This window comes from Myroides sp. 1354 (assembly GCF_030324495.1).
Classification (GTDB): Bacteria; Bacteroidota; Bacteroidia; order Flavobacteriales; family Flavobacteriaceae; genus Flavobacterium.
Genome location: NZ_JACAGN010000008.1, coordinates 84,075 through 102,208, shown reverse-complemented (window position 1 = coordinate 102,208; position 18,134 = coordinate 84,075). Strand labels below are relative to the sequence as shown.

At 37.4% G+C, this 18,134-nt stretch carries 22 protein-coding genes; 2 read left to right on the top strand and 20 right to left on the bottom strand.

Translation table 11 applies throughout. From position 1 onward, the window contains the following. The first annotated feature begins 35 nt into the window (after positions 1 to 35). Both HX004_RS10290 and HX004_RS10285 read left to right on the top strand, forming a co-directional pair. Positions 36 to 1,718, top strand: a complete 1,683-nt coding sequence (locus HX004_RS10290) for an RluA family pseudouridine synthase (protein ID WP_286442448.1) — start codon at positions 36 to 38, stop codon at positions 1,716 to 1,718. A 227-nt stretch (positions 1,719 to 1,945) separates the two neighbouring features. Further along, positions 1,946 to 3,166, top strand: a complete 1,221-nt coding sequence (locus HX004_RS10285) for a DUF445 domain-containing protein (RefSeq protein WP_286442403.1) — start codon at positions 1,946 to 1,948, stop codon at positions 3,164 to 3,166. Here HX004_RS10285 and HX004_RS10280 read toward each other — a convergent pair. The 20 genes from HX004_RS10280 to HX004_RS10185 form a co-directional block, all read right to left on the bottom strand. Beyond that, positions 3,149 to 3,643 (bottom strand): hypothetical protein, encoded by a 495-nt coding sequence (locus HX004_RS10280; RefSeq protein ID WP_286442402.1) that lies wholly within the window; start codon positions 3,641 to 3,643, stop codon positions 3,149 to 3,151. The genes HX004_RS10285 and HX004_RS10280 overlap by 18 nt on opposite strands. A 282-nt stretch (positions 3,644 to 3,925) precedes the next feature. Beyond that, entirely contained in the window at positions 3,926 to 5,008 is a 1,083-nt protein-coding gene (locus tag HX004_RS10275; protein ID WP_286442401.1) for a hypothetical protein, read from the bottom strand. A gap of 5 nt (positions 5,009 to 5,013) precedes the next feature. Beyond that, a complete protein-coding gene (locus HX004_RS10270; protein ID WP_286442400.1) occupies positions 5,014 to 6,054 on the bottom strand; it encodes a hypothetical protein in 1,041 nt (346 codons plus the stop codon). Continuing rightward, the gene (locus tag HX004_RS10265) at positions 6,045 to 6,248 is read right to left on the bottom strand and encodes a hypothetical protein (RefSeq protein WP_286442399.1); all 204 of its coding nucleotides are present in this window, start codon (positions 6,246 to 6,248) and stop codon (positions 6,045 to 6,047) included. Before HX004_RS10265 ends, HX004_RS10270 begins: the two co-directional genes overlap by 10 nt. Before the next feature lie 3 nt (positions 6,249 to 6,251). Then, positions 6,252 to 7,763 (bottom strand): hypothetical protein, encoded by a 1,512-nt coding sequence (locus HX004_RS10260; RefSeq protein ID WP_286442398.1) that lies wholly within the window; start codon positions 7,761 to 7,763, stop codon positions 6,252 to 6,254. 68 nt (positions 7,764 to 7,831) lie between these two features. Beyond that, positions 7,832 to 8,347, bottom strand: a complete 516-nt coding sequence (locus tag HX004_RS10255) for a hypothetical protein (RefSeq protein WP_286442397.1) — start codon at positions 8,345 to 8,347, stop codon at positions 7,832 to 7,834. Position 8,348: 1 nt separating this feature from the next. After that, complete coding sequence (locus HX004_RS10250) at positions 8,349 to 9,029, bottom strand: hypothetical protein (RefSeq protein WP_286442396.1); 681 nt, start codon at positions 9,027 to 9,029, stop codon at positions 8,349 to 8,351. Continuing rightward, complete coding sequence (locus tag HX004_RS10245) at positions 9,026 to 9,508, bottom strand: hypothetical protein (protein ID WP_286442395.1); 483 nt, start codon at positions 9,506 to 9,508, stop codon at positions 9,026 to 9,028. The genes HX004_RS10250 and HX004_RS10245 overlap by 4 nt, the downstream gene beginning before the upstream one ends. Next, positions 9,501 to 10,388 (bottom strand): hypothetical protein, encoded by an 888-nt coding sequence (locus tag HX004_RS10240; protein WP_286442394.1) that lies wholly within the window; start codon positions 10,386 to 10,388, stop codon positions 9,501 to 9,503. The genes HX004_RS10245 and HX004_RS10240 overlap by 8 nt, the downstream gene beginning before the upstream one ends. A gap of 10 nt (positions 10,389 to 10,398) precedes the next feature. Then, positions 10,399 to 10,677, bottom strand: coding sequence for a hypothetical protein (locus HX004_RS10235; RefSeq protein ID WP_286442393.1), 279 nt, complete (start codon positions 10,675 to 10,677; stop codon positions 10,399 to 10,401). After that, the gene (locus HX004_RS10230; protein WP_286442392.1) at positions 10,658 to 11,002 is read right to left on the bottom strand and encodes a hypothetical protein; all 345 of its coding nucleotides are present in this window, start codon (positions 11,000 to 11,002) and stop codon (positions 10,658 to 10,660) included. The genes HX004_RS10235 and HX004_RS10230 overlap by 20 nt, the downstream gene beginning before the upstream one ends. Continuing rightward, positions 10,999 to 11,208 carry a hypothetical protein gene (locus HX004_RS10225; protein ID WP_286442391.1) on the bottom strand — a complete coding sequence of 70 codons (210 nt, stop codon included), beginning with the start codon at positions 11,206 to 11,208 and terminating at the stop codon, positions 10,999 to 11,001. The genes HX004_RS10230 and HX004_RS10225 overlap by 4 nt, the downstream gene beginning before the upstream one ends. Before the next feature lie 16 nt (positions 11,209 to 11,224). Beyond that, a complete protein-coding gene (locus HX004_RS10220) occupies positions 11,225 to 11,716 on the bottom strand; it encodes a hypothetical protein (protein WP_286442390.1) in 492 nt (163 codons plus the stop codon). Next, on the bottom strand, positions 11,717 to 12,718 hold the full coding sequence (locus tag HX004_RS10215) for a hypothetical protein (protein ID WP_286442389.1): 1,002 nt from the start codon (positions 12,716 to 12,718) through the stop codon (positions 11,717 to 11,719). Then, positions 12,693 to 13,289 carry a DUF6046 domain-containing protein gene (locus HX004_RS10210; RefSeq protein WP_286442388.1) on the bottom strand — a complete coding sequence of 199 codons (597 nt, stop codon included), beginning with the start codon at positions 13,287 to 13,289 and terminating at the stop codon, positions 12,693 to 12,695. Before HX004_RS10210 ends, HX004_RS10215 begins: the two co-directional genes overlap by 26 nt. Position 13,290: 1 nt before the next feature. Continuing rightward, complete coding sequence (locus HX004_RS10205) at positions 13,291 to 15,213, bottom strand: tape measure protein (RefSeq protein WP_286442387.1); 1,923 nt, start codon at positions 15,211 to 15,213, stop codon at positions 13,291 to 13,293. A gap of 234 nt (positions 15,214 to 15,447) precedes the next feature. Further along, positions 15,448 to 15,762: a hypothetical protein gene (locus HX004_RS10200; RefSeq protein WP_259189520.1), complete on the bottom strand. Its 315-nt coding sequence runs from the start codon at positions 15,760 to 15,762 to the stop codon at positions 15,448 to 15,450. 66 nt (positions 15,763 to 15,828) lie between these two features. After that, the gene (locus HX004_RS10195) at positions 15,829 to 16,248 is read right to left on the bottom strand and encodes a hypothetical protein (protein ID WP_286442386.1); all 420 of its coding nucleotides are present in this window, start codon (positions 16,246 to 16,248) and stop codon (positions 15,829 to 15,831) included. A gap of 1 nt (position 16,249) precedes the next feature. Next, a complete protein-coding gene (locus HX004_RS10190; protein ID WP_286442385.1) occupies positions 16,250 to 17,455 on the bottom strand; it encodes a DUF2586 family protein in 1,206 nt (401 codons plus the stop codon). Positions 17,456 to 17,617: 162 nt separating this feature from the next. Next, complete coding sequence (locus HX004_RS10185) at positions 17,618 to 18,127, bottom strand: hypothetical protein (protein WP_286442384.1); 510 nt, start codon at positions 18,125 to 18,127, stop codon at positions 17,618 to 17,620. Between the last annotated feature and the right edge of the window lie 7 nt (positions 18,128 to 18,134).

Below are 18,134 nucleotides of genomic sequence, written 5' to 3'. Positions count from 1 at the left end.
TAATCCGTAATTTTGTGGCAATCAAATTCAAACCCATGTCGATTCCTGATGTAGCTTTTAGACAATTTCAATCGGATATTTCACTAATCAATAAACCAAAAAAATTCACGTTCCCGTTTTATTATGAGCCTCATCCCTTGAGTATTGTGGCCAGTGAAGAGTTGCAACGCGAATTGGAAACGCATGTTTTAATTTCCCCTTTATTCGATCCAACAAATTCGCAGTGTTTAGTTGCTGGTAAAATGTTTGGGGTATTACTCGTAGAAAATTCAAAAGGTGAATTGGGTTATTTATGTGGTTTTTCTGGGAAATTGGGAAATTACACCCATTTGGATGGTTTTGTTCCTCCTGTATTTGATTTGTGGAACAAAGACAGCTTTTTCGCTAAAGAAGAAGCGGTTTTGAATGCCATCAATGCTAAAATTGAGAAACTACAACAGGACAATATTTACCAAAATGCCAAACGTCTTTTACAAACACAACGAGTAGAGGAAAAAGAAGCATTAGCACAGAAAAAAGAGGCACTTAAACAGCTCAAACAAGCGCGTAAAATAGAAAGAGAGACTCAGATTCTCTTGCTTAGCTCTACTGATTTTGAAATTTTCAATGAGGACTTAATCAAACAGAGTTTACGCGACAAACACGAATTGCGTGTACTAACTGTCTACTGGCAAGAGCAAATTGCTACAACCCAACAGCTCCTTGCTGATTTTGACCTTCATCTTTCTAATTTAAAAGAGGAGCGAAAGCAAAAATCCAATGCTTTACAACGCAAGTTATTTCAACAATATCGCTTTCTTAATTACAACAAAGAAGAGCAAGATTTATTGGATATTTTTGAACAAACGGCTCTACAGCAACCGCCTGCAGCAGCAGGTGATTGTGCTGCACCAAAGCTATTGCAATACGCTTACCTCAACGGTTATACACCTCTTGCTATGGCGGAATTTTGGTGGGGAGAATCACCGAAATCTGAAATTCGCAAACACCAACACTACTACCCAGCTTGTCGAGGTAAATGTGAACCGATTCTCGGGCATATGTTGCAAGGACTAGAGGTAGATGATAATCCGCTACTTGTCAATCCCGAATTACAACGTCCGATTGAAGTGATTTACGAAGATGAAGATTTTGCCATCGTCAATAAACCCGAAGAATTTTTAAGTGTTCCCGGTATCTATATTCAAGATTCAATCTACGAGCGAATGAAAATCCGATATCCTAAAGCGACTGGACCGATTATTGTTCATCGCTTGGATATGGCCACTTCAGGTATTTTAGTCATTGCTAAAAACAAAGAAGCGCATAAAGCACTACAAAGTCAATTCATCAAAAAAACAGTAACCAAGCGCTATGTTGCGTTATTAGATGGGCTTATTCAAGAAGATGAAGGCTATATTGAGCTACCGCTACGCGTGGATCTTGAGGATCGCCCCCGTCAGATGGTATGCTTTGAACACGGTAAACCCGCAAAAACCAAATGGGAAGTCATCGAACGAAAAGACGGAAAAACAAAAGTATACTTCTACCCCATTACGGGAAGAACACACCAATTGCGCATGCATGCCTCTCATCCTCTGGGATTAAATACCCCTATTGTTGGGGATGATTTGTACGGCACAAAGAGCAGTCGCTTATTTTTACATGCAGAATCTATAACGTTTAAACACCCCAAAACCTATGAAACGGTTTCCTTTCAGGTGAAAGAGCGATTTTGAGCGTGATTGTCGTTGGTTGTGAGTTGTGAGTTGTGAGTTGTGAGTTGTTTGTTGTTTGTTGTTTGTTGTTTGTTGTGAGTTGTTTGTGAGTTGTTTGTGAGTTGTTTGTCGTTTGTTGAAGGATTTCTTCATTAGAAAAATCATATCTTTAGTACTAAATCATGTTTAAAAAACGGTCAACCGTATTTAGGGATGTTCAACTGATAACTGATAACTCATAACTGATAATGACAGATAAAAAAGCTCAACTTCAACTACACAAGCGAATTGCCACTGGATTGTTTTTACTCATGGCCGGGATTTACCTTGGGATGGTATATGCACTGAAACACAATCCAGCCAGTTGGATGGGCTATGTCAAAGCTTTTTCTGAAGCAGCAATGGTGGGTGCTTTAGCGGATTGGTTTGCCGTTACCGCTTTGTTTAAACATCCGATGGGGATTAAAATCCCTCATACGAATCTAATTGAAAACAAGAAAAATGACATTGGCGATAATCTCGGTTCTTTTGTAACGGATAATTTTCTTACCCCTGCTACCATACGTCCTTATATTGACAAGCTTCAACTCGCTCATTTTCTATCTACTTGGTTGAATCAACCCAAAAATCAACTACTCCTAGAGCGAGAGCTCATTTTTCTACTTCAATCGATTGTTAAAGATTTAGATGAAAAACGAATCATCGATTTTCTAACCCAAAAAGCCCAACAAGGCATCGATCAAATCAATACTCAACAGTTGCTTGCACAAGGGATTCACTATGCGGTAGAACAAAATGAGCACAATCGACTCATTACTTTAGTTCTCCCTAAAATCCAAGTATACATTGACAATCATCGGGAGGAAATTTACAATCAAATTGTGGAGAAAAAACCACTGTTGGGATTAGTGGGTGGCAAAACGGTTACCAATCAATTAATTAAAGGACTACACGCTTTCTTGGAGGATATTCAGACCAATGAACAGCATAAAGTAAGAGAAGAAGTTACCTTACAGTTAACACAACTTATCCAAGAAATAGCTACTTCTCCCACTTGGAAAGCAAAATTACACGACTTGCTTCATCAATTTGTAACAGCAGAAGTCATCCATCAATACCTCACTGATTTTTGGCAAACCTCTAAAAAAACGTTACTTGATCAACTGCAAGAAGAAAACTCTACTTTGCGCATTTATATCAAAAATTCCATTCAATCCCTTGGTCAACAGTTGGAACAAGATACAGATTTACAAGAGCGCCTTAATCAATGGACACAGGTAACGCTCTATCGATTAGCTTTACGCAATACACAGGAAGTAAGTACCTTGATTCGCAATACGGTGGATCAATGGGATGGTCGAGAACTCAGCGATAAACTCGAACTCGAAGTGGGTAAAGATTTGCAATTTATCCGAATTAACGGCACCTTAGTGGGTTTATTGATTTACTGCCTAACTCAGTTCTTGTAGGCTTACGAAACGACTGCGGATGTGATCCGTCAACATTTTTTGTACTTGAGGATCAGATTCCGTTTGCTTCAAGAAATCGAAATGGGATAGTATTTCATCTGTTCGCTCTGGTGAAAGTTGAATATTAGCTGTACTCAAAAAGGTATCAAAGGAAATATGCGCCGCACAGATGTAATCAAAAAGATAGTGTTTACCTCCGCGTTCTAAGAGTTCTTGGGCTAAAATATGGTAGTTTTTAAAAACGGAAAAGCTCACCTGAGCTGCTTTACCTAATTCAATAAATAAGTCTCGTATCAAATCGAGATTCACCGTGTGAATCTGATCGCAAACGATGTTTGCAATCTGTTGCCTAAAGATGTAATTCTCATCTTTGAACTTCGCACCGAATTTTCCATTCCATTTTAATTCCAACCAATCGCGATCCGTTGCCTTATAATTCTCAATAAAATCCTGTATTCCAACATTTTCTACCGACATACCCCCTTGTTTTAATTCTTTTTTTCCCTTTTGCTAAGGTAAGACATAAATTTTTGGGTTGTTTTCTGTTTAGAAGTTATTTTAAAAAAAATCAGAAGTGATTATTATTTTATCTAAAAAATAAAAAACACATAAAATTTAATTTATGTGTTTTTATATACAATGCTATCTTTTTTTAATTATTAATGTTCGTTGATTCTAATAAATAATCAAGCACAACAGACCTTAATACCTTAAAACATAATCTGTATATTCATTCTAATATCAATTAAATACTCTATACTAACTTATTATTCTTCCATTTACTCTGAGTACTCCATTTTTTATATTTAAATCTCCGTTTTTTATGGTCATGCCCCCTCTCTCAATTAAAATAGCATCTACAGCATGGGCAACCGCTTGAATCCATAAAGCAGCCTTATAAGTCTCATTTCGATATTTTCCAGTACCAAATATTTTCATGTAGTAATCAACCCCACCGGTTTCAATTTCATATCGAACATTGTGATTATTACCAATATTACACTGCATAAAACCACTTTCATTTTCAGAACAGAACATTCCATTATACCAATCATCATTAATTAATTTAAGTCCATCTCTATCAAATCTAAAAAATTTTTGATAAGCCTTTGCTTGCAGACCTACAATCCTAAATCCTTGCTTATTGTATTCCAGTCCTTCATTAATATTGAATTCTCCGATTTGTCCTTTCATCGCTTTAAGCTGTCCATTAACGCCATCAAGAACAAGATTGGGATTGGCGGGAGTAGGCGATTGAGAAACCATTTGTTGATCTTTAAAAACAAAGCCAGCGATATTTGCATTTTCTACAATCAACAAATTAACCGCTAATTGCTCCATCGAGTTCAATCGGATGAATTCATTCGTTGGATTGATTTGAGCAGTTACATTGTTGTAACCAGATTTTAGCTTCCACCAACTATCTGTTGCACGATGATAGATGTAATCAACCACTTCATCATTGTTTCGATAGGCATCACCAGCCACCCATTCACGTTGAATAGGTAGTTGACCTGGACGTCCTTGAGGACCATCTACAACTTTAGAAATAGAAATTACATCTTCATATTCTTGATTTTGGTTGTTTTTCACCACTACGCGATAGGTTTCTACTGTTGTAACTTGCGTATTGGCTACAATAAAATTTTGATTCGTTCCAACCACAGTCGTTCCCGTTCCTTTATACCAAGCATAACTTACAGCAGTAAAATTATAGGGTATTGCCTTTAATGTAATGGTAGAAGGCGTATTGTTTTGAAACTGCGTTGCCGTAGCTTGAATGCGCACCGATTTGATGCGCTCTCTTAGCCGTATTGTTCTAGATCCATTAACTTGTCCCATATGTTTTAATTTTCAGTTGCCTCAAATAGCACGCTTATTTCATCCACTGCTGCAGCTTCAATATCTGCATATCGGATGGTTAATGAAGCTCCTGTTGTTTGAGCCCCTACGTTTGTTCCATTGAGTTTGATTTTTTGGTATTTGTAAGTCCATACACCTGAAGCTGGCGTTGTGGTTCCTCTGTATACTACTTTAGGAGTATATTTAATAGATCCTCCTGGTTGCAAATCATCTTCAATTCCTTCCACATTGTACATTAACTCCAACGAATCCGTTTCATCACGTACTGACATCATCGCCGTTTTCACCAATTGTCCACTTTCAAAAATATCAACCAAATAGGTATCATACGTTTGAATATCCGCCGCCGTTAAGGTCAACGTTTGGGCTGTTTTTCCAGGTAACAACATGCGATTATCAGCAACACTATCATTCGCTAAATCCAGCGATTCATCTAAGGTTGATTTATACCATTGATAGGTAATTCCCGTTGTTAAGGCAATACCTCCCTTTTCTAATATTGCCTTTAAGGCAACCGTTGGATAGGTTGTTGTAATAGTAGCCCCACGTCCATTAGCATCAATAATATAGGCGCTATAGGTGTTGACGCTAATATTCTCCTTCATCACATTGATAAGGGCAGTGATTGCCGTGGTGTATCCACCTGTATACGCATTAGCATTGAATTCGATTGAACTTGTCGTATCAATCCCATTCATAATGTCTGCTTTAATTTTCAATGCCGGTACTTGAATTGATCCAATACTATAGGTTGTCTTTTCAAATCGCGCATCCGTATTGGCGATGACTTGCCCATTAAATTTCCAAACTACAGCAGTTAACTGTGTCGTTGAAAGTGGAGTATTGGTCAATGAGGTTAACACTTGTGCGTAAACGATACGATTTTCAGCTGCATTTGCCCAACTTCCAACGGCTACATTATTTTGGTATTTGGCTACCAATGGTTTATCTGCAATTAACGAACTGGAGATGGTATCTCCTTTTTTCCCCAATTTAATTGTTCTCGATCCTCTTACTATTTCCATGTGTCAATTTTATTTATTGCTTGCGCCGTTTCTAATTCTTCATATTCAAAATCAATGCTATGTCCTTGCTGACTGTGAATGGTCAATAGATCTTTTTTAAAAATCACTTGTTCATCATTTGTTGGAAAATAGTGACCTTCAGGAATTATTCCCTTTGCTAAAGCCTGAGCTTCCTTCATTATAATGTAAATCACGTCTTATGCTTTTAATGTTAAATCCTCTCTTAATTCGTAGTCCAATTGTTTGTTTGCCTCATTTAATGCTTTAATATCTGCAATGGCAATTTTCACTTTAAACCCTTTGTATTTAAAGGTTCCATTGGCTTGTTTGAGCCATCCTACAGAAAAGAAACGCTCGGGTTGTTTGATAATACCATCACTCGTATTTAAAACCATTTCCACTTGGACTGTTGTGGAATCAGGCGATACGGAAGTCGGATACAAAATTTCCTCTTCGTACTTTGGAAACTTTTTCATCAACATAAATGTGTCCGTATACAATTTTGTTGGTTTGGGATTGGGACGATAGTTTTCCGGAAGCGACGTATTTGATTTATACTGCGCTGTTTTTTTATCTGTTAAATCTTGTAGATCTTTTTTAGATGGTGACCAATTAGAAAAAATATCACTTTCTTCTAATTTAGCTTCTGAAAAATCTAATACAGTCAACGAAGTATCTGATAAAGGAGTATTTCTGCGAATAACAAATTCTACGAAATAAGTCTCTGGTCCAGTTTTTACTGTCACTCTAGTAACCCCTTTACTACCTGCAGGAATTATATTTCCATTATCACTCTCTTTAATTCGTATACCATCTTTCCCAACTTCAAAAATTCGAACCGTCATATTTTTATCTGAATTTTGAACAAAATAACTTGCAGTATAAAAAGTATTTGGTTTTGCTACACTTCTTGAATTATAAGCATATAAATTCCATCCTTCAAATTTAACTGATGTAGAACTTTTACTTGTGCCTTCGAGTATATTCATCCCTCTAGTTTGATATAAGTTTCTCCACTCAATTACTTCAGTATCCGCTTCTACTTTTTGTTGAACTAACCCATTGAAATACTCCGAACAATCCGCCACTTCACATTTGAAAATATCTCCCTTTGCTGTTAGAGCTGATGCGGGTACAAATAATTGATTTTTGGCAGTTCCTTTGTATCCATTTGCCTCGGTAAGTAAGGTGGTTCCTTTGTACCACCAGTAAGCTGCAGGTACCTTTTCTTTGCCTTGGTATAAATCCGCCTGGCAAATTAACCCCTGATTATTTTCCGTTGGAAAGAGATTGTATCCTACTGGTGCAGCTGTTTCAATCGCTATTGGCGCTTGAGCAACAGGCAAGGTTACCAGATTGAATGACTCTTGAAAATTTACGACACGTTTTGTTGTCGCGTCGATAAAACGAGCCGAAAACAGAAGGGTAACGGGTTCAAGATCACTTACATTTTTAAAGATGGTGATTTTTCCTTTTTCATCGCCAGTACCAATCTTGAATTCCTTGTCTGTGGTTAAAATTTCTTGATAGCCCGTAGCAGATGATATTTTCCAGCTCACATCCGTTAAACTACTATTAACCAAACCACTGACAATCTTATGTACGTCATTTACCCCACATTCAACCCATACAACATAAGGATCAATCCTTCGATCTGGTTCGAAATAACGCGTATTTGCATTGTAATTCTGCCTTGTACTCCCACTCATTATTTTTGCGTTTTTATACGTATTGAGTGGTCTATAATCTACTTTTATATTTAAAACTCCCTTTTTCATTATCCTATCTTTGTTTGAACAATTAAACGTTGATTGTGCACCATCGCTTGACAGACAAATACGATGGGTCTGAGGTGAATGTTCCCTGTAAAATCCTCTTCTGTTAGATGAATCATTCGCTCTGTTTTTCCCTGACTCCAAATAGCATCGGAATCGCGGTCTTCGACTGAATCTCCTGATTCTCGAAACCACTGCCAAGACACCACCTCATCACTATAATCGTTAAAATATCGTTCTACTGTTGCTGTTAGTGTCGTTTGCATATAATCTGCCGTTATGCTTTCTCCTGCTGAACTATCAATGAATAAGTGAAGAGCATCTGTTCCGATAATTTCCTCAATTTCTTGAGGTACTGATTTCTGCTTGTTCATCCTCTCCACAAGTTCATTTGTCTTAGCGACCAAGTCATTAAACTCTTCCGCACCAATCGTCTCTTCTGAAGCTATAAACTGACTATCAATCAGTCTTTGTTTTACTTCATTATCAAATTTCTCCTCTATATTCAGCTTTTTCATCTTACTTTAATCTTACTATTTGCCATTGTACCATTGGTGATTCCCCAGGACTTAATGCCATACTTACACTAATAAGAAAATGATCAGAAAAACGATGGAGCAAATTATGGCTAGCTCCATTTAAATAGGATGTATTTTGGTTGTGTCTCGTCAAAGTGTAAATAATCATTGTATTCGCCAATTCATCCTCCGTTAACGGTTTATGATCACAATGAATTATTCCATCAAACACGCCTTTCCATACATCTGGTTCGGTTCGAATAACTACCCCAGAATCTATAACGACTTGTTGTTTATATCGCTTCAATGAAGCGACTGAAAATGTATGAATCCCTCCTGTTCCTATACTCCCTACCTTACTACTATAAGCCGGTAATGTTTCAACCGCTGTTAAGGAATTGGGATTAGTATTAAAGGTATCACTGTCAATCCACTCATTAATTGTTATAGTAGGATCTATACCTAATACACCTCCTGTAAAAGGGATGATTTCTCCATTATAAACAAACGCTCCATCACTGATACGAGTCTTTGTTAGATTGAGATTCATCCCCCAAATTACCTCGTAATTTACTTTTGATTTAGTAAAGGCTGCAACCGTATTCAGGGTATTATCTTGAAGGTATTCCAGTGTTTTTATGGATACAGGATACCCAGTACCTGAGAATATTAATTTTTTCATTGTGTTACAATTTTATAGTTTTTTGAAAACAGTTTATAGTAATTGATTTGTGCTTGCATCTGAGATTCAGATTCAATTAGATCATTGGGAATTGATACGATAAAATCAAATTCATTGTAATAATGTCCACTTCTAAAAAAATGCTTCGATTTTCCCTCTTCAATATGATAGGAAAACAACGGTTTAGCATCTTCCACATAATACAACCTAAGCGGTATAATTGGTTTTACATTGTCTACTTTTATCCGTCTTTCATTCTTATCGAATTTATCATTGAGCATTTTTTGTAGATAAACAACTTGTCCATTGTGTTTTAAAATGTATTCTGTATTCTTTTTAAAACTTAGAAATGCGATATGATTGGCTTTTAAAGGTAAAACAGCACTATTGATAAAGGTTAGTATCAATGTTTTTCGCAAGACTTTGGGAATAAAGAAAGTGGTTAATCGATTCCAATTGAGATAAAAAACATTATTCATAATCCATAAAAGCTTTGTAATTCACTACTGTATTGGTTTCATCGAGTTTCATATAACCCGCATCCGCAATTCTCACCTCATTAATAAGCCCTACATTGGGATTTTCTGTTGATTCATAGCCATAAAAACCATACTTAGACCAAGCTCCTACGATTTTAACCATAGAAACTCCTTCTATTTTCTGAATCTCATCCATCAATTTAGTTTCTACAAAAGCCCCATTAAAACGCAAACTCTTCAAATAACTATTCATTACGTCTATCACGGGTTTTTGAACTGTTCCATCCAAACGAGATCCATCTTGAGCCAAAATCATTTCATTGTAATACACATCTAAATGCAGTTTCAAATCATCCGCAGCATTCGTTGTTGGAACCACGTAGGTTCCTGCATCCGTTACTCTATTCATATAACTTTCAAATGCTTTTAATTCTGCAGGCGATAAAGGGTGTAATTCCTCACCTTTGCGCTTAACCACTTTCATTCTCAAATACCCTTGCATTTTAACTGGAGCAGCATTGGCAATAATTTTCGCTTCCTGAATTTCCTTTTCGGTTAAATCCGTTGTATCGTAACGATCTGATTCTGTTAATGATCGACCAAACATAAAGTCCAGCGCTTTTTCTCTATACCATTTTTGATTGTGAATACGCGATTTGGCAATTTCCTCATTGATATCCACTTTATTTTGATCCAACAACTTCTCAAACAACCAAATTGCAAATGCAAGGGTATCAAACAACATATTCTCAATAGAAACCTTGCTAAATTGCTGTTCAAAAGTTTTTACTGGATCTAAGTTGTATGTTTTACTAACAGCAGCATTTGCGATATAATGATCGGTCATCTGCTTTTTTATTTCTCTTATTTCTCTAGCCATATTTATTGTATTATAGTACTGGAGTTATCCCTTTCAAAAGGAATTCCTCTAAAGGGATTTCATCATTTTCACCATCTACTGTTGCCAATTCAATATGCTCTCTGTGGTAGTACTCCAAAACACCTTTTGCAGTGTATTCACTTTTGGGTAGTTCGAGCATCGTACCTACTTCAAAAAGATCGGTACAACAACTATTATTGGTTAAAGCAATATCGAATACGGCACATACATTACCATAGGTTTGTAGGGCGAAATCAAATAGTGATTGGTTATTTTTTATAGTTTGCATCAATGACAAAGGGTTTATTAGGGAATAAGTCCAAGCGATAAACGACCAACTCATCTAGGGCAAACTGTTCGCGTATGCGATGTCTCCACGCGAGGTAATCGTGATCCAAGAGCATATTACTCAATCCGACACCCAAGGTTGGATTCATTTTCCACTCGCCTGGATGTGTAATCAAAAGCAAGGATTTATTTTGCTCCACGATATCATTCACGACGATTCCTTGTATAATGAGGCCTTGTTGATCTCGTTGCACCTCAACGTGCAAGTCCATGAAAGCAGGATGTTCCTTATCTCCCTGAATCTGTATTCCAATATTTTTACTCATTTTATAGTTCCTTGTATAGTTCCTGTTACTGCACCACCCGAATTTGCCAATCCGCCTAAATACTCGATTTCTCCTTCTTTGACATATGTATCAATCACCGTCGCCAAGCGGTTCGCAAATTCGTCAAAAGAGTTTTCTTCTCTTTTCATCATATCTTCAAGCAATTGCCTGATTCCCGTTTCTAGTTTACTCTTATCTAAAGCCATACTTTATCCTTTTACATTAGTTAAACAATGTTTTTAAATCGCGTTCTAACTGTTGGATTTTTTGTTGCGTTGGTGGTAGGGGCGTTCCGGAAGGACCGGTTCCCGTACTAACAGTCAGCGTTTTGATCGCCTCACATAGATTGGCCAACGTTTGTCCGAGATCCACGCCATCCACTACGATACTCACCTTATCTTCTAAGGTAATTTGCATTGCCTCATTTACAAGTTCAATTTTATCTACTTCATTGATTTGCACAACAAATAAATTGTTTAGGTCCCCACTTTGAGAGAAAACAATTACATCACTGCCAATTCGAGGCGTAAGCAATATTTTTTGTTCCTCTCCTGTTTGAGTTGCCTTGAGCCTGACGCCATTCAATTCCAATCCACTAGCGAGTTGAATGGAGCAGGTCTCTCCTTTTATTTGCGTAACTTTTGCTGTAAATGGGAGGTTCCACATATCTCCAACAATCTGTTGGATGAATTGTCTTACATTTTTTGCACTCATCTATCCTAATTTTATTCCAGGTTCAATCGTTCTCACTCCCCCAGCATCACTAAAGCTAGTTTTTACACTTGCAACATAGTAGGATCCCCTTCGTTCTGGATATTCTTGATCAATAATTTCTACGGTAAACCCAGGAGACACAAAAGGAACCAACCAACTTGTCAAGGATCCGTTTAAGCGATCTGCTTTCTTTTTTTCATAAATGGACTTGGCTAATTTTTGAATATCCTTCCCTTTTGCATTTCCAATTTTTAGCGAAAACTGCTCTCCTCCATGCTCTCCTACTTTGATTTGTTTCGCTTTTCCATTAGCCTCCATAATTTCCACAATAACCTCTACTTTTCTATCTTCTCCTGTAGTGTATTCCAAAGTAGAAGATTCTATATTTTGATGTGCAGAGTATTTTACTTTTCCCAATTTATCGGTGTAAAGCAAGTGAACATGTAGCATTTTCTCCTTTGTATTAAACCAAACATTCGCAGTGAGGTTATCTTGAATCTCCTTCAAAATATCGTATCCTGTCTTATTGTTTAGGGTATAGGTTTCATAAGTAAATTCGTAATCACAATCTATTGTATAGGTAGGATCTATTTGTTTACTGATATGAATAAGTAGATCTTTCAACGTAATTTCCTGGAGTTGTTCATTTTGCAAACTCTTTCTAAACAAGAATAATGCATCTTCACATTCAATTACAATGGAACTATTGTTGTACACAATCTTAGTTACATAGCCCCTAAACTCTTCTTCCAACTGATTATCATACCCCAAGCAGACCGTTACTTCCGTTCCGCGTTTAATATCCTCATGGACAAACAAGGGATTGTTATAGCGAAAAAGAGGTAAGGTAATGGTACAAGTAGCCGCTAATTTTTCCACAGACTTCTCAATTTCTACTGCATGCAAGAGATTGAGGTTATAAGTCTTTTCTTCCTCAGTTTTAAAACTGACTTGATAACACATGGTAACCATCTTATTATTCAAATAATTGTAGTGGTACATCAGATAAGGCTTTTATTTCATAAGCCAACACATTTTCACCTTTTACGAAGGGAAAGCTAAAATCTTCTATAGCGATATAATGAATACCCATGATTTCAAAAATCGGGGAAGTAACAGCAATTTCCTTGCCTTGCAACAAATAATACTTTAACGATTCGAAGTCTTCCCGAGGAAAGGCTTGATCATAAGTTCCCCTTTCATTTTCCCCTAGTAAAACACCTGTAATTGAAATTTTATAATCATCTGTGCTCCAACGTTCTTTCACTGTACCATATGTACTTCCAGAAAATTGTTCGTTATACTTGAGCACCGAGCGTTTTACTATACTATTTTTTCCCTCAATACTGATTAAAGGTTCGTAGGGTAATGTAAAAGCGGTTCCTCCATCTACAGACAAAGTCAATGGAAAAAACTGTTGTTCTTTAGCAACTCGACTATTTACATTATTCCAAGAGGGGTCTGAATTATGAGAGACTACCGAAATACCTAAAGCTTTTTCTAGCGCTATAAAAGGAGGTGCTTTTTTAATAATCTTACCTCCCATTAACGAGCTCAATATCATATCATTCATCTTAATTTCCTGCATTTACAGCGGATCCCAATAGACGAAGTAAAGCATCGGTTACTTCTCCTTCCATGTCTTCTACTGATTCTTGGAATCCAGCTTTGTTAATATTGACAACTCCTATTAAATCATTTAAACTAATGGTAATATAGTTGTGTTTTGTTCCTCCATTTGCAGTGGTTGCTGCTGCGTTTGAGTTGTTTTGAGCTCCTTGATTGGTGTTAATCGACGTATCTATTTGCTGTTTACCAAGTATTCCTTTAGTATCGGCAATACCAGAAGTCTGTTGATCTGTGATTTCTTTTAGTAGAGCGTTATCACCGAAACCCATTTTTGATTTGATATCATTCAACATCCCCGCCTTTTCCTCCGTTTCTTCAGGAGTTACTAAATCCCATTTCTTTCTTAGTTCCTCTACTTCTTTACCTGCATTCTTTGCCCAATCCCAATCTGTTAATTCTCCTATCCATCCTAGGACGCGTTGTATCGGATGCAAAAGCGTATCTAATAACACTTGTCCTATTCGCTTAAATCCTCCGAGTATTCCATCACTTTTAAACGCTTCTGTAATACTATCCCAATGTCTACCTATTAGAACAATAGCATTAATCAAAGTTCCCACGGGTCCCAGCATAGTTAATATCGTAGAACCCCAAGTATCGAAGTAATAAATAGCGGATGCTACTAAACTAATTACAAAGATGAAAGCCGCTATAAACAAGGTAATGGGATTAGCTAACATAGCTGCATTCAATTTCCACCAAGCTAAACTAGATAAATTCGTTACCGTAGTTAGAGCAGCTTGCCCTATAGCTGCCAAGAACATTCCCGTTTTCATAACCGCAAGAGCTAACATAACGGCACCTACTGCTAAGGCAAAACCCAATACCAAAGGATTTCCTTCTTCGATTTTATTTACAAGCCATTCTAAACCATTTGCTACCGCATCAAATGCCCAACCTCCAAATTCGATCAGTTTTTCTACGACTGGCCCAATTACTTCATACATTTGAATCAAGCCTCCATTTATTTTACGCATAAAATCCTCCCATTTACCTCCTAATGTATCGGCCTGCTTTTCAAGCATATTATGAAATTGTCCTCCTTCTCCTGTTGCGTCAAAAAACGCCTGCTTCAACCTATCAGTAGAAATCAACCCTTGATCCATTTCTGCTTTTAGCTCTTCCATAGATTTTCCAGTAGATTGAGACATTTGCAACAAAGGATTAAAACCAGCGCCAATGAGTTGATTTAATGTCCCACTTAATAGTTTCCCCTCATTATTCACTTGGGTGTAAGCAGCGGCTAAACGCCCCAAAGATTCCCCATCTCCTCCTGAAATATCTCCCATTGAACTTAATAAAGGAGTGACGTCTTTTTGATCTACTCCCTGTCTCAACATGCCCTCAGCTGCACCTGACAAAGCGCCTTGATCCATTTTGATTCCACTGAGATCTTGCATCAATTTTTTTGCTGCTTTCTCCGAATGAAGTAGGACTTCGAAACTGACCTTATGGGAATCATTTTCCATTCCTGCACTGAGTGTTTTTTGAAGCAATAACAACGGATTATTGAGCATTTTTCCAAAGGAAGATTCGTTGAATGTTTTTTTAAACCAGGCGCCCAATTTATTTTCCGAGGTAATATTTTCAAGCTTACTTATTTGTTTTTCCAAAGCATTTACTTCATCGTTATAGGCACGAAGAGTCGTTAAATCCTTGGAATTGACTAATGCACGTTCATTTTTAAGTTTACCCTGGCGCTCCTTTAGTACATTAAGTGTCGCTCCTTTCTGGCGCAATTGCTGTGATTCTTGTATCGAATCATCCCCATTTGCATTTGTACTATTCAGTTGATTTGCTCCCAATCGTTGCATTCCACTAAATGTATTCTCTCTTACTTCTTCTATATATTCTGATAAATTAGCCATGTCCTACTTTTGATTCTTCTTTTCTTATCCATTCCAACTCTCTAAATCGATGCGCCCATTCCCATAATTCCATATCATAAGGTTCTAGCTTCAAATAATACCGAATAGCTCCATGTATCTTTCGAATACTACTGATCCATTGGTCTAACGCCTTGTAATATTCTTCCTGGGTTAGTTGTTTTCCTTTTCCAGAAGAAGTAGGAGAAGTCGTTCGGCGCTCAAATAGTGCTTCTCCTAAAGCTTTTCCACCTCAACGCGCTCAATTTCGACAACCATCATCATCTGAGAAGCAAAAGCATTGACTTTATACTCATCTTCTCGGATATCTTCATTAAGTGCTAACAAACAAGTATCAAAGAGATGTTTGTTATAAGAAATGAATTTATTTTGTGCCAACATCGTCTGACCGTATTCGATTTCTTTCATCGTTGGTCTGCGAACAATAGCATACACGCCACTGTCTGATTTTAATTTATGCACAACCTTATGTTGCTGTTTAAACATTTCCACTTGCTCAGGAGTTACTTCTCCAATAAAAACTTTACTCATTTTTTTTGTTTTTTAAAGAAAAGCCTCCTCTTTACGGAGGCTTTTTCAATTGATTTTTATTCTATTTTATACTCCACTTACTACGCGCAGGGCTAAAAATGGCAATGTAATTTCAGCGCGTTTATCGCCTTGTTTCCACTCTCTTACATCTTCTGTAAATCGAATACCGATAATTCGATCTGTACGCATAGCTTCACCTTCAGATGGATTACCATAATTCACGATTGCGTCCAAATTCAAGGATAATAAGCTTTGATTTACGCCTGCTTTCTGTAAGGCAATTACCTCGCTTTGCAGTAAAGTAATCTCCCCATCGACAGCGATATTTCCACTTTGAATGGAATGCGCATAGCGTCCTTTACCATAGCTCGCTTCGCGTTCTATTTTTTCTCCATACTTAATTCCTGTAATCCCTACTACTTCACGATTACCCAATACGAGTGAAATATCACCCCATTCATACTCACGGCCTCCTACAACTACCATATTACTTTTGATTTACGGGTACAAAACCCAATTCTACATTGATAAAACGATTATACCCTACTGGGCGAACTTGTACAGTCATCTTGATTTGTCCTGTACTAACAACATTGTGACTTAAATCTACTTGGCAAACCACCCCTCTGTCATTTGGATTTGCTCCATCTACGCTCAATTCTCCAGCAGCTGTCATCGCGTTGTTAATCGTCGATTCTACTGCATTTTCAATTGTTTTAGCATAAATAGGGCTGATTGTTCCATCGGGCATTACATTGCTATTGTCTAACAAGAAATCAAGCATAGCGATATAAACAAGGCGGAACGCTTTATCGATGGTTCTTCTTCTGGTGATATTGCGATAATCATCAGTTTCACCTGTTGCTAACACATCGTCAATCATGAAGTACCCTGCTTTTCCTTGGTGGAAACGGAAAGAATTATATCCTTTGTCATTCAAGGCTTCTACGTCATATTGATCCACCACTGTATTGCCAATAAATAAGGTTAATGGCTTTAATGCCCCATCGCGAACACGTCCCATATTCACTTGTACTCCAATTGAAGCTAACCTTCCCATTGCAACACCTACTGCCGCTCCTTTACTCCCTTTTTTTGTATCTCCTAGTAAAACTGCAATGCGGTTGAAATTTTTCTCTGTTAGGTTTTCTAAGGCAACTTTATCTCCGTCAAAAGCATATCCTTCTACTAAGACAAAGAAAGGAGCATATACGCGTTGGGTGTATTTTTCAGCTAGCTGTTGAGCCAACGACATAGCTACAACAACATCCTGATCCAATCCTTTCGCTACTGTAATTTCAATTGTAGCATCTGGATCATAAGCCGTAAACAATCCTCTCAACTTACCTTGAGCTGCATTTAATAAGGTTTCTGCTAAAACAACGCCTTCTTTCTCATCAAACCAGTCCGACAATTTTGTTTTTTTATCGATTCCCATCAACCATAATTCCACACCATCACCAGCTTCTGCATAGAATTCTTTTGCTGTTTTGTGTAATTTGCTATTGGCTGAATCCGCGGAAATTCCAAGCGCTGCTACATCGCGCATTGATTTTACTTGATAAGCCTTATTTAATTCGAATGTATTGGCTACAGCAGTTGCAGAAGCTAATAACCCGAAAACTCCATCGGGAGAAGAAACCACTTGTCCTAGGTTTCCGTTTTGAAATTGTATATTAATCTTTGGTAACATAACTTTTGTTTTTCTTATTTCTTTCTATTTACTACACTCTTCATTTTGTGTTTATTATAAATCGTGTAGTACCCCTTTTTGTTTCAACAGCACCTTTTAGCCGTTCATCTTCCTCTTACTTTTTCATTTCTACCTATTTTATCCACAATCAAATGCCTTTGCTTACCTTCTGGATTGAACAAAATACCCTCCACCGCCTACAGCGATCAACAACAAGAAGATTCGACCTAACCATAACTGCGTAGATTGCCACCAGGATAATTCAAGAGGTACAGGCACGGGGATTCTCACTTCTTTCACCGTTTTCTCTTGGATGTACTGATCTTTCCATTCAAAAAACAGTCGTTGAGCCTCCACATAACAATCGACAATCAACTTATTTCCATGGATTTGGACGGCTGGTGGTTGCAACACCTTTTGTTTACTGCGCTTGATATTCGCATCTTTCACAATGATTTTATTGCCTTGTATGCCAAGTTCCGCTACATATTGACTCTGATCTGCTTCTACTTGCCATAGCGTGTCCCGTTTTACTTCTTCAACTGTTCGCGTTACTTTTTCTGTGGATGTAGGTTGGAGATTGATGGCTCTCTTGTTGCTGGAACAGCTGACTATTCCCATAGAAAGCATCACTACACTCACCACAAACAGATTTCGTTTACTCTTTTTCATGGATTTG

Bases quoted from the DNA above. Each gene is read 5' to 3' on its own strand.
- HX004_RS10225 (WP_286442391.1), bottom strand. From the start codon at position 11,208: ATGGCTTTAGATAAGAGTAAACTAGAAACGGGAATCAGGCAATTGCTT.
- HX004_RS10285 (WP_286442403.1), top strand. From the start codon at position 1,946: ATGACAGATAAAAAAGCTCAACTTCAACTACACAAGCGAATTGCCACT.
- HX004_RS10210 (WP_286442388.1), bottom strand. From the start codon at position 13,289: ATGAATGATATGATATTGAGCTCGTTAATGGGAGGTAAGATTATTAAA.
- HX004_RS10185 (WP_286442384.1), bottom strand. From the start codon at position 18,127: ATGAAAAAGAGTAAACGAAATCTGTTTGTGGTGAGTGTAGTGATGCTT.
- HX004_RS10255 (WP_286442397.1), bottom strand. From the start codon at position 8,347: ATGAAAAAGCTGAATATAGAGGAGAAATTTGATAATGAAGTAAAACAA.
- HX004_RS10240 (WP_286442394.1), bottom strand. From the start codon at position 10,388: ATGGCTAGAGAAATAAGAGAAATAAAAAAGCAGATGACCGATCATTAT.
- HX004_RS10195 (WP_286442386.1), bottom strand. From the start codon at position 16,248: ATGGTAGTTGTAGGAGGCCGTGAGTATGAATGGGGTGATATTTCACTC.
- HX004_RS10235 (WP_286442393.1), bottom strand. From the start codon at position 10,677: ATGCAAACTATAAAAAATAACCAATCACTATTTGATTTCGCCCTACAA.
- HX004_RS10275 (WP_286442401.1), bottom strand. From the start codon at position 5,008: ATGGGACAAGTTAATGGATCTAGAACAATACGGCTAAGAGAGCGCATC.
- HX004_RS10260 (WP_286442398.1), bottom strand. From the start codon at position 7,763: ATGAGTGGGAGTACAAGGCAGAATTACAATGCAAATACGCGTTATTTC.
- HX004_RS10215 (WP_286442389.1), bottom strand. From the start codon at position 12,718: ATGTACCACTACAATTATTTGAATAATAAGATGGTTACCATGTGTTAT.
- HX004_RS10200 (WP_259189520.1), bottom strand. From the start codon at position 15,762: ATGAGTAAAGTTTTTATTGGAGAAGTAACTCCTGAGCAAGTGGAAATG.
- HX004_RS10190 (WP_286442385.1), bottom strand. From the start codon at position 17,455: ATGTTACCAAAGATTAATATACAATTTCAAAACGGAAACCTAGGACAA.
- HX004_RS10220 (WP_286442390.1), bottom strand. From the start codon at position 11,716: ATGAGTGCAAAAAATGTAAGACAATTCATCCAACAGATTGTTGGAGAT.
- HX004_RS10280 (WP_286442402.1), bottom strand. From the start codon at position 3,643: ATGTCGGTAGAAAATGTTGGAATACAGGATTTTATTGAGAATTATAAG.
- HX004_RS10250 (WP_286442396.1), bottom strand. From the start codon at position 9,029: ATGAAAAAATTAATATTCTCAGGTACTGGGTATCCTGTATCCATAAAA.
- HX004_RS10205 (WP_286442387.1), bottom strand. From the start codon at position 15,213: ATGGCTAATTTATCAGAATATATAGAAGAAGTAAGAGAGAATACATTT.
- HX004_RS10290 (WP_286442448.1), top strand. From the start codon at position 36: ATGTCGATTCCTGATGTAGCTTTTAGACAATTTCAATCGGATATTTCA.
- HX004_RS10230 (WP_286442392.1), bottom strand. From the start codon at position 11,002: ATGAGTAAAAATATTGGAATACAGATTCAGGGAGATAAGGAACATCCT.
- HX004_RS10270 (WP_286442400.1), bottom strand. From the start codon at position 6,054: ATGGAAATAGTAAGAGGATCGAGAACAATTAAATTGGGGAAAAAAGGA.
- HX004_RS10245 (WP_286442395.1), bottom strand. From the start codon at position 9,508: ATGAATAATGTTTTTTATCTCAATTGGAATCGATTAACCACTTTCTTT.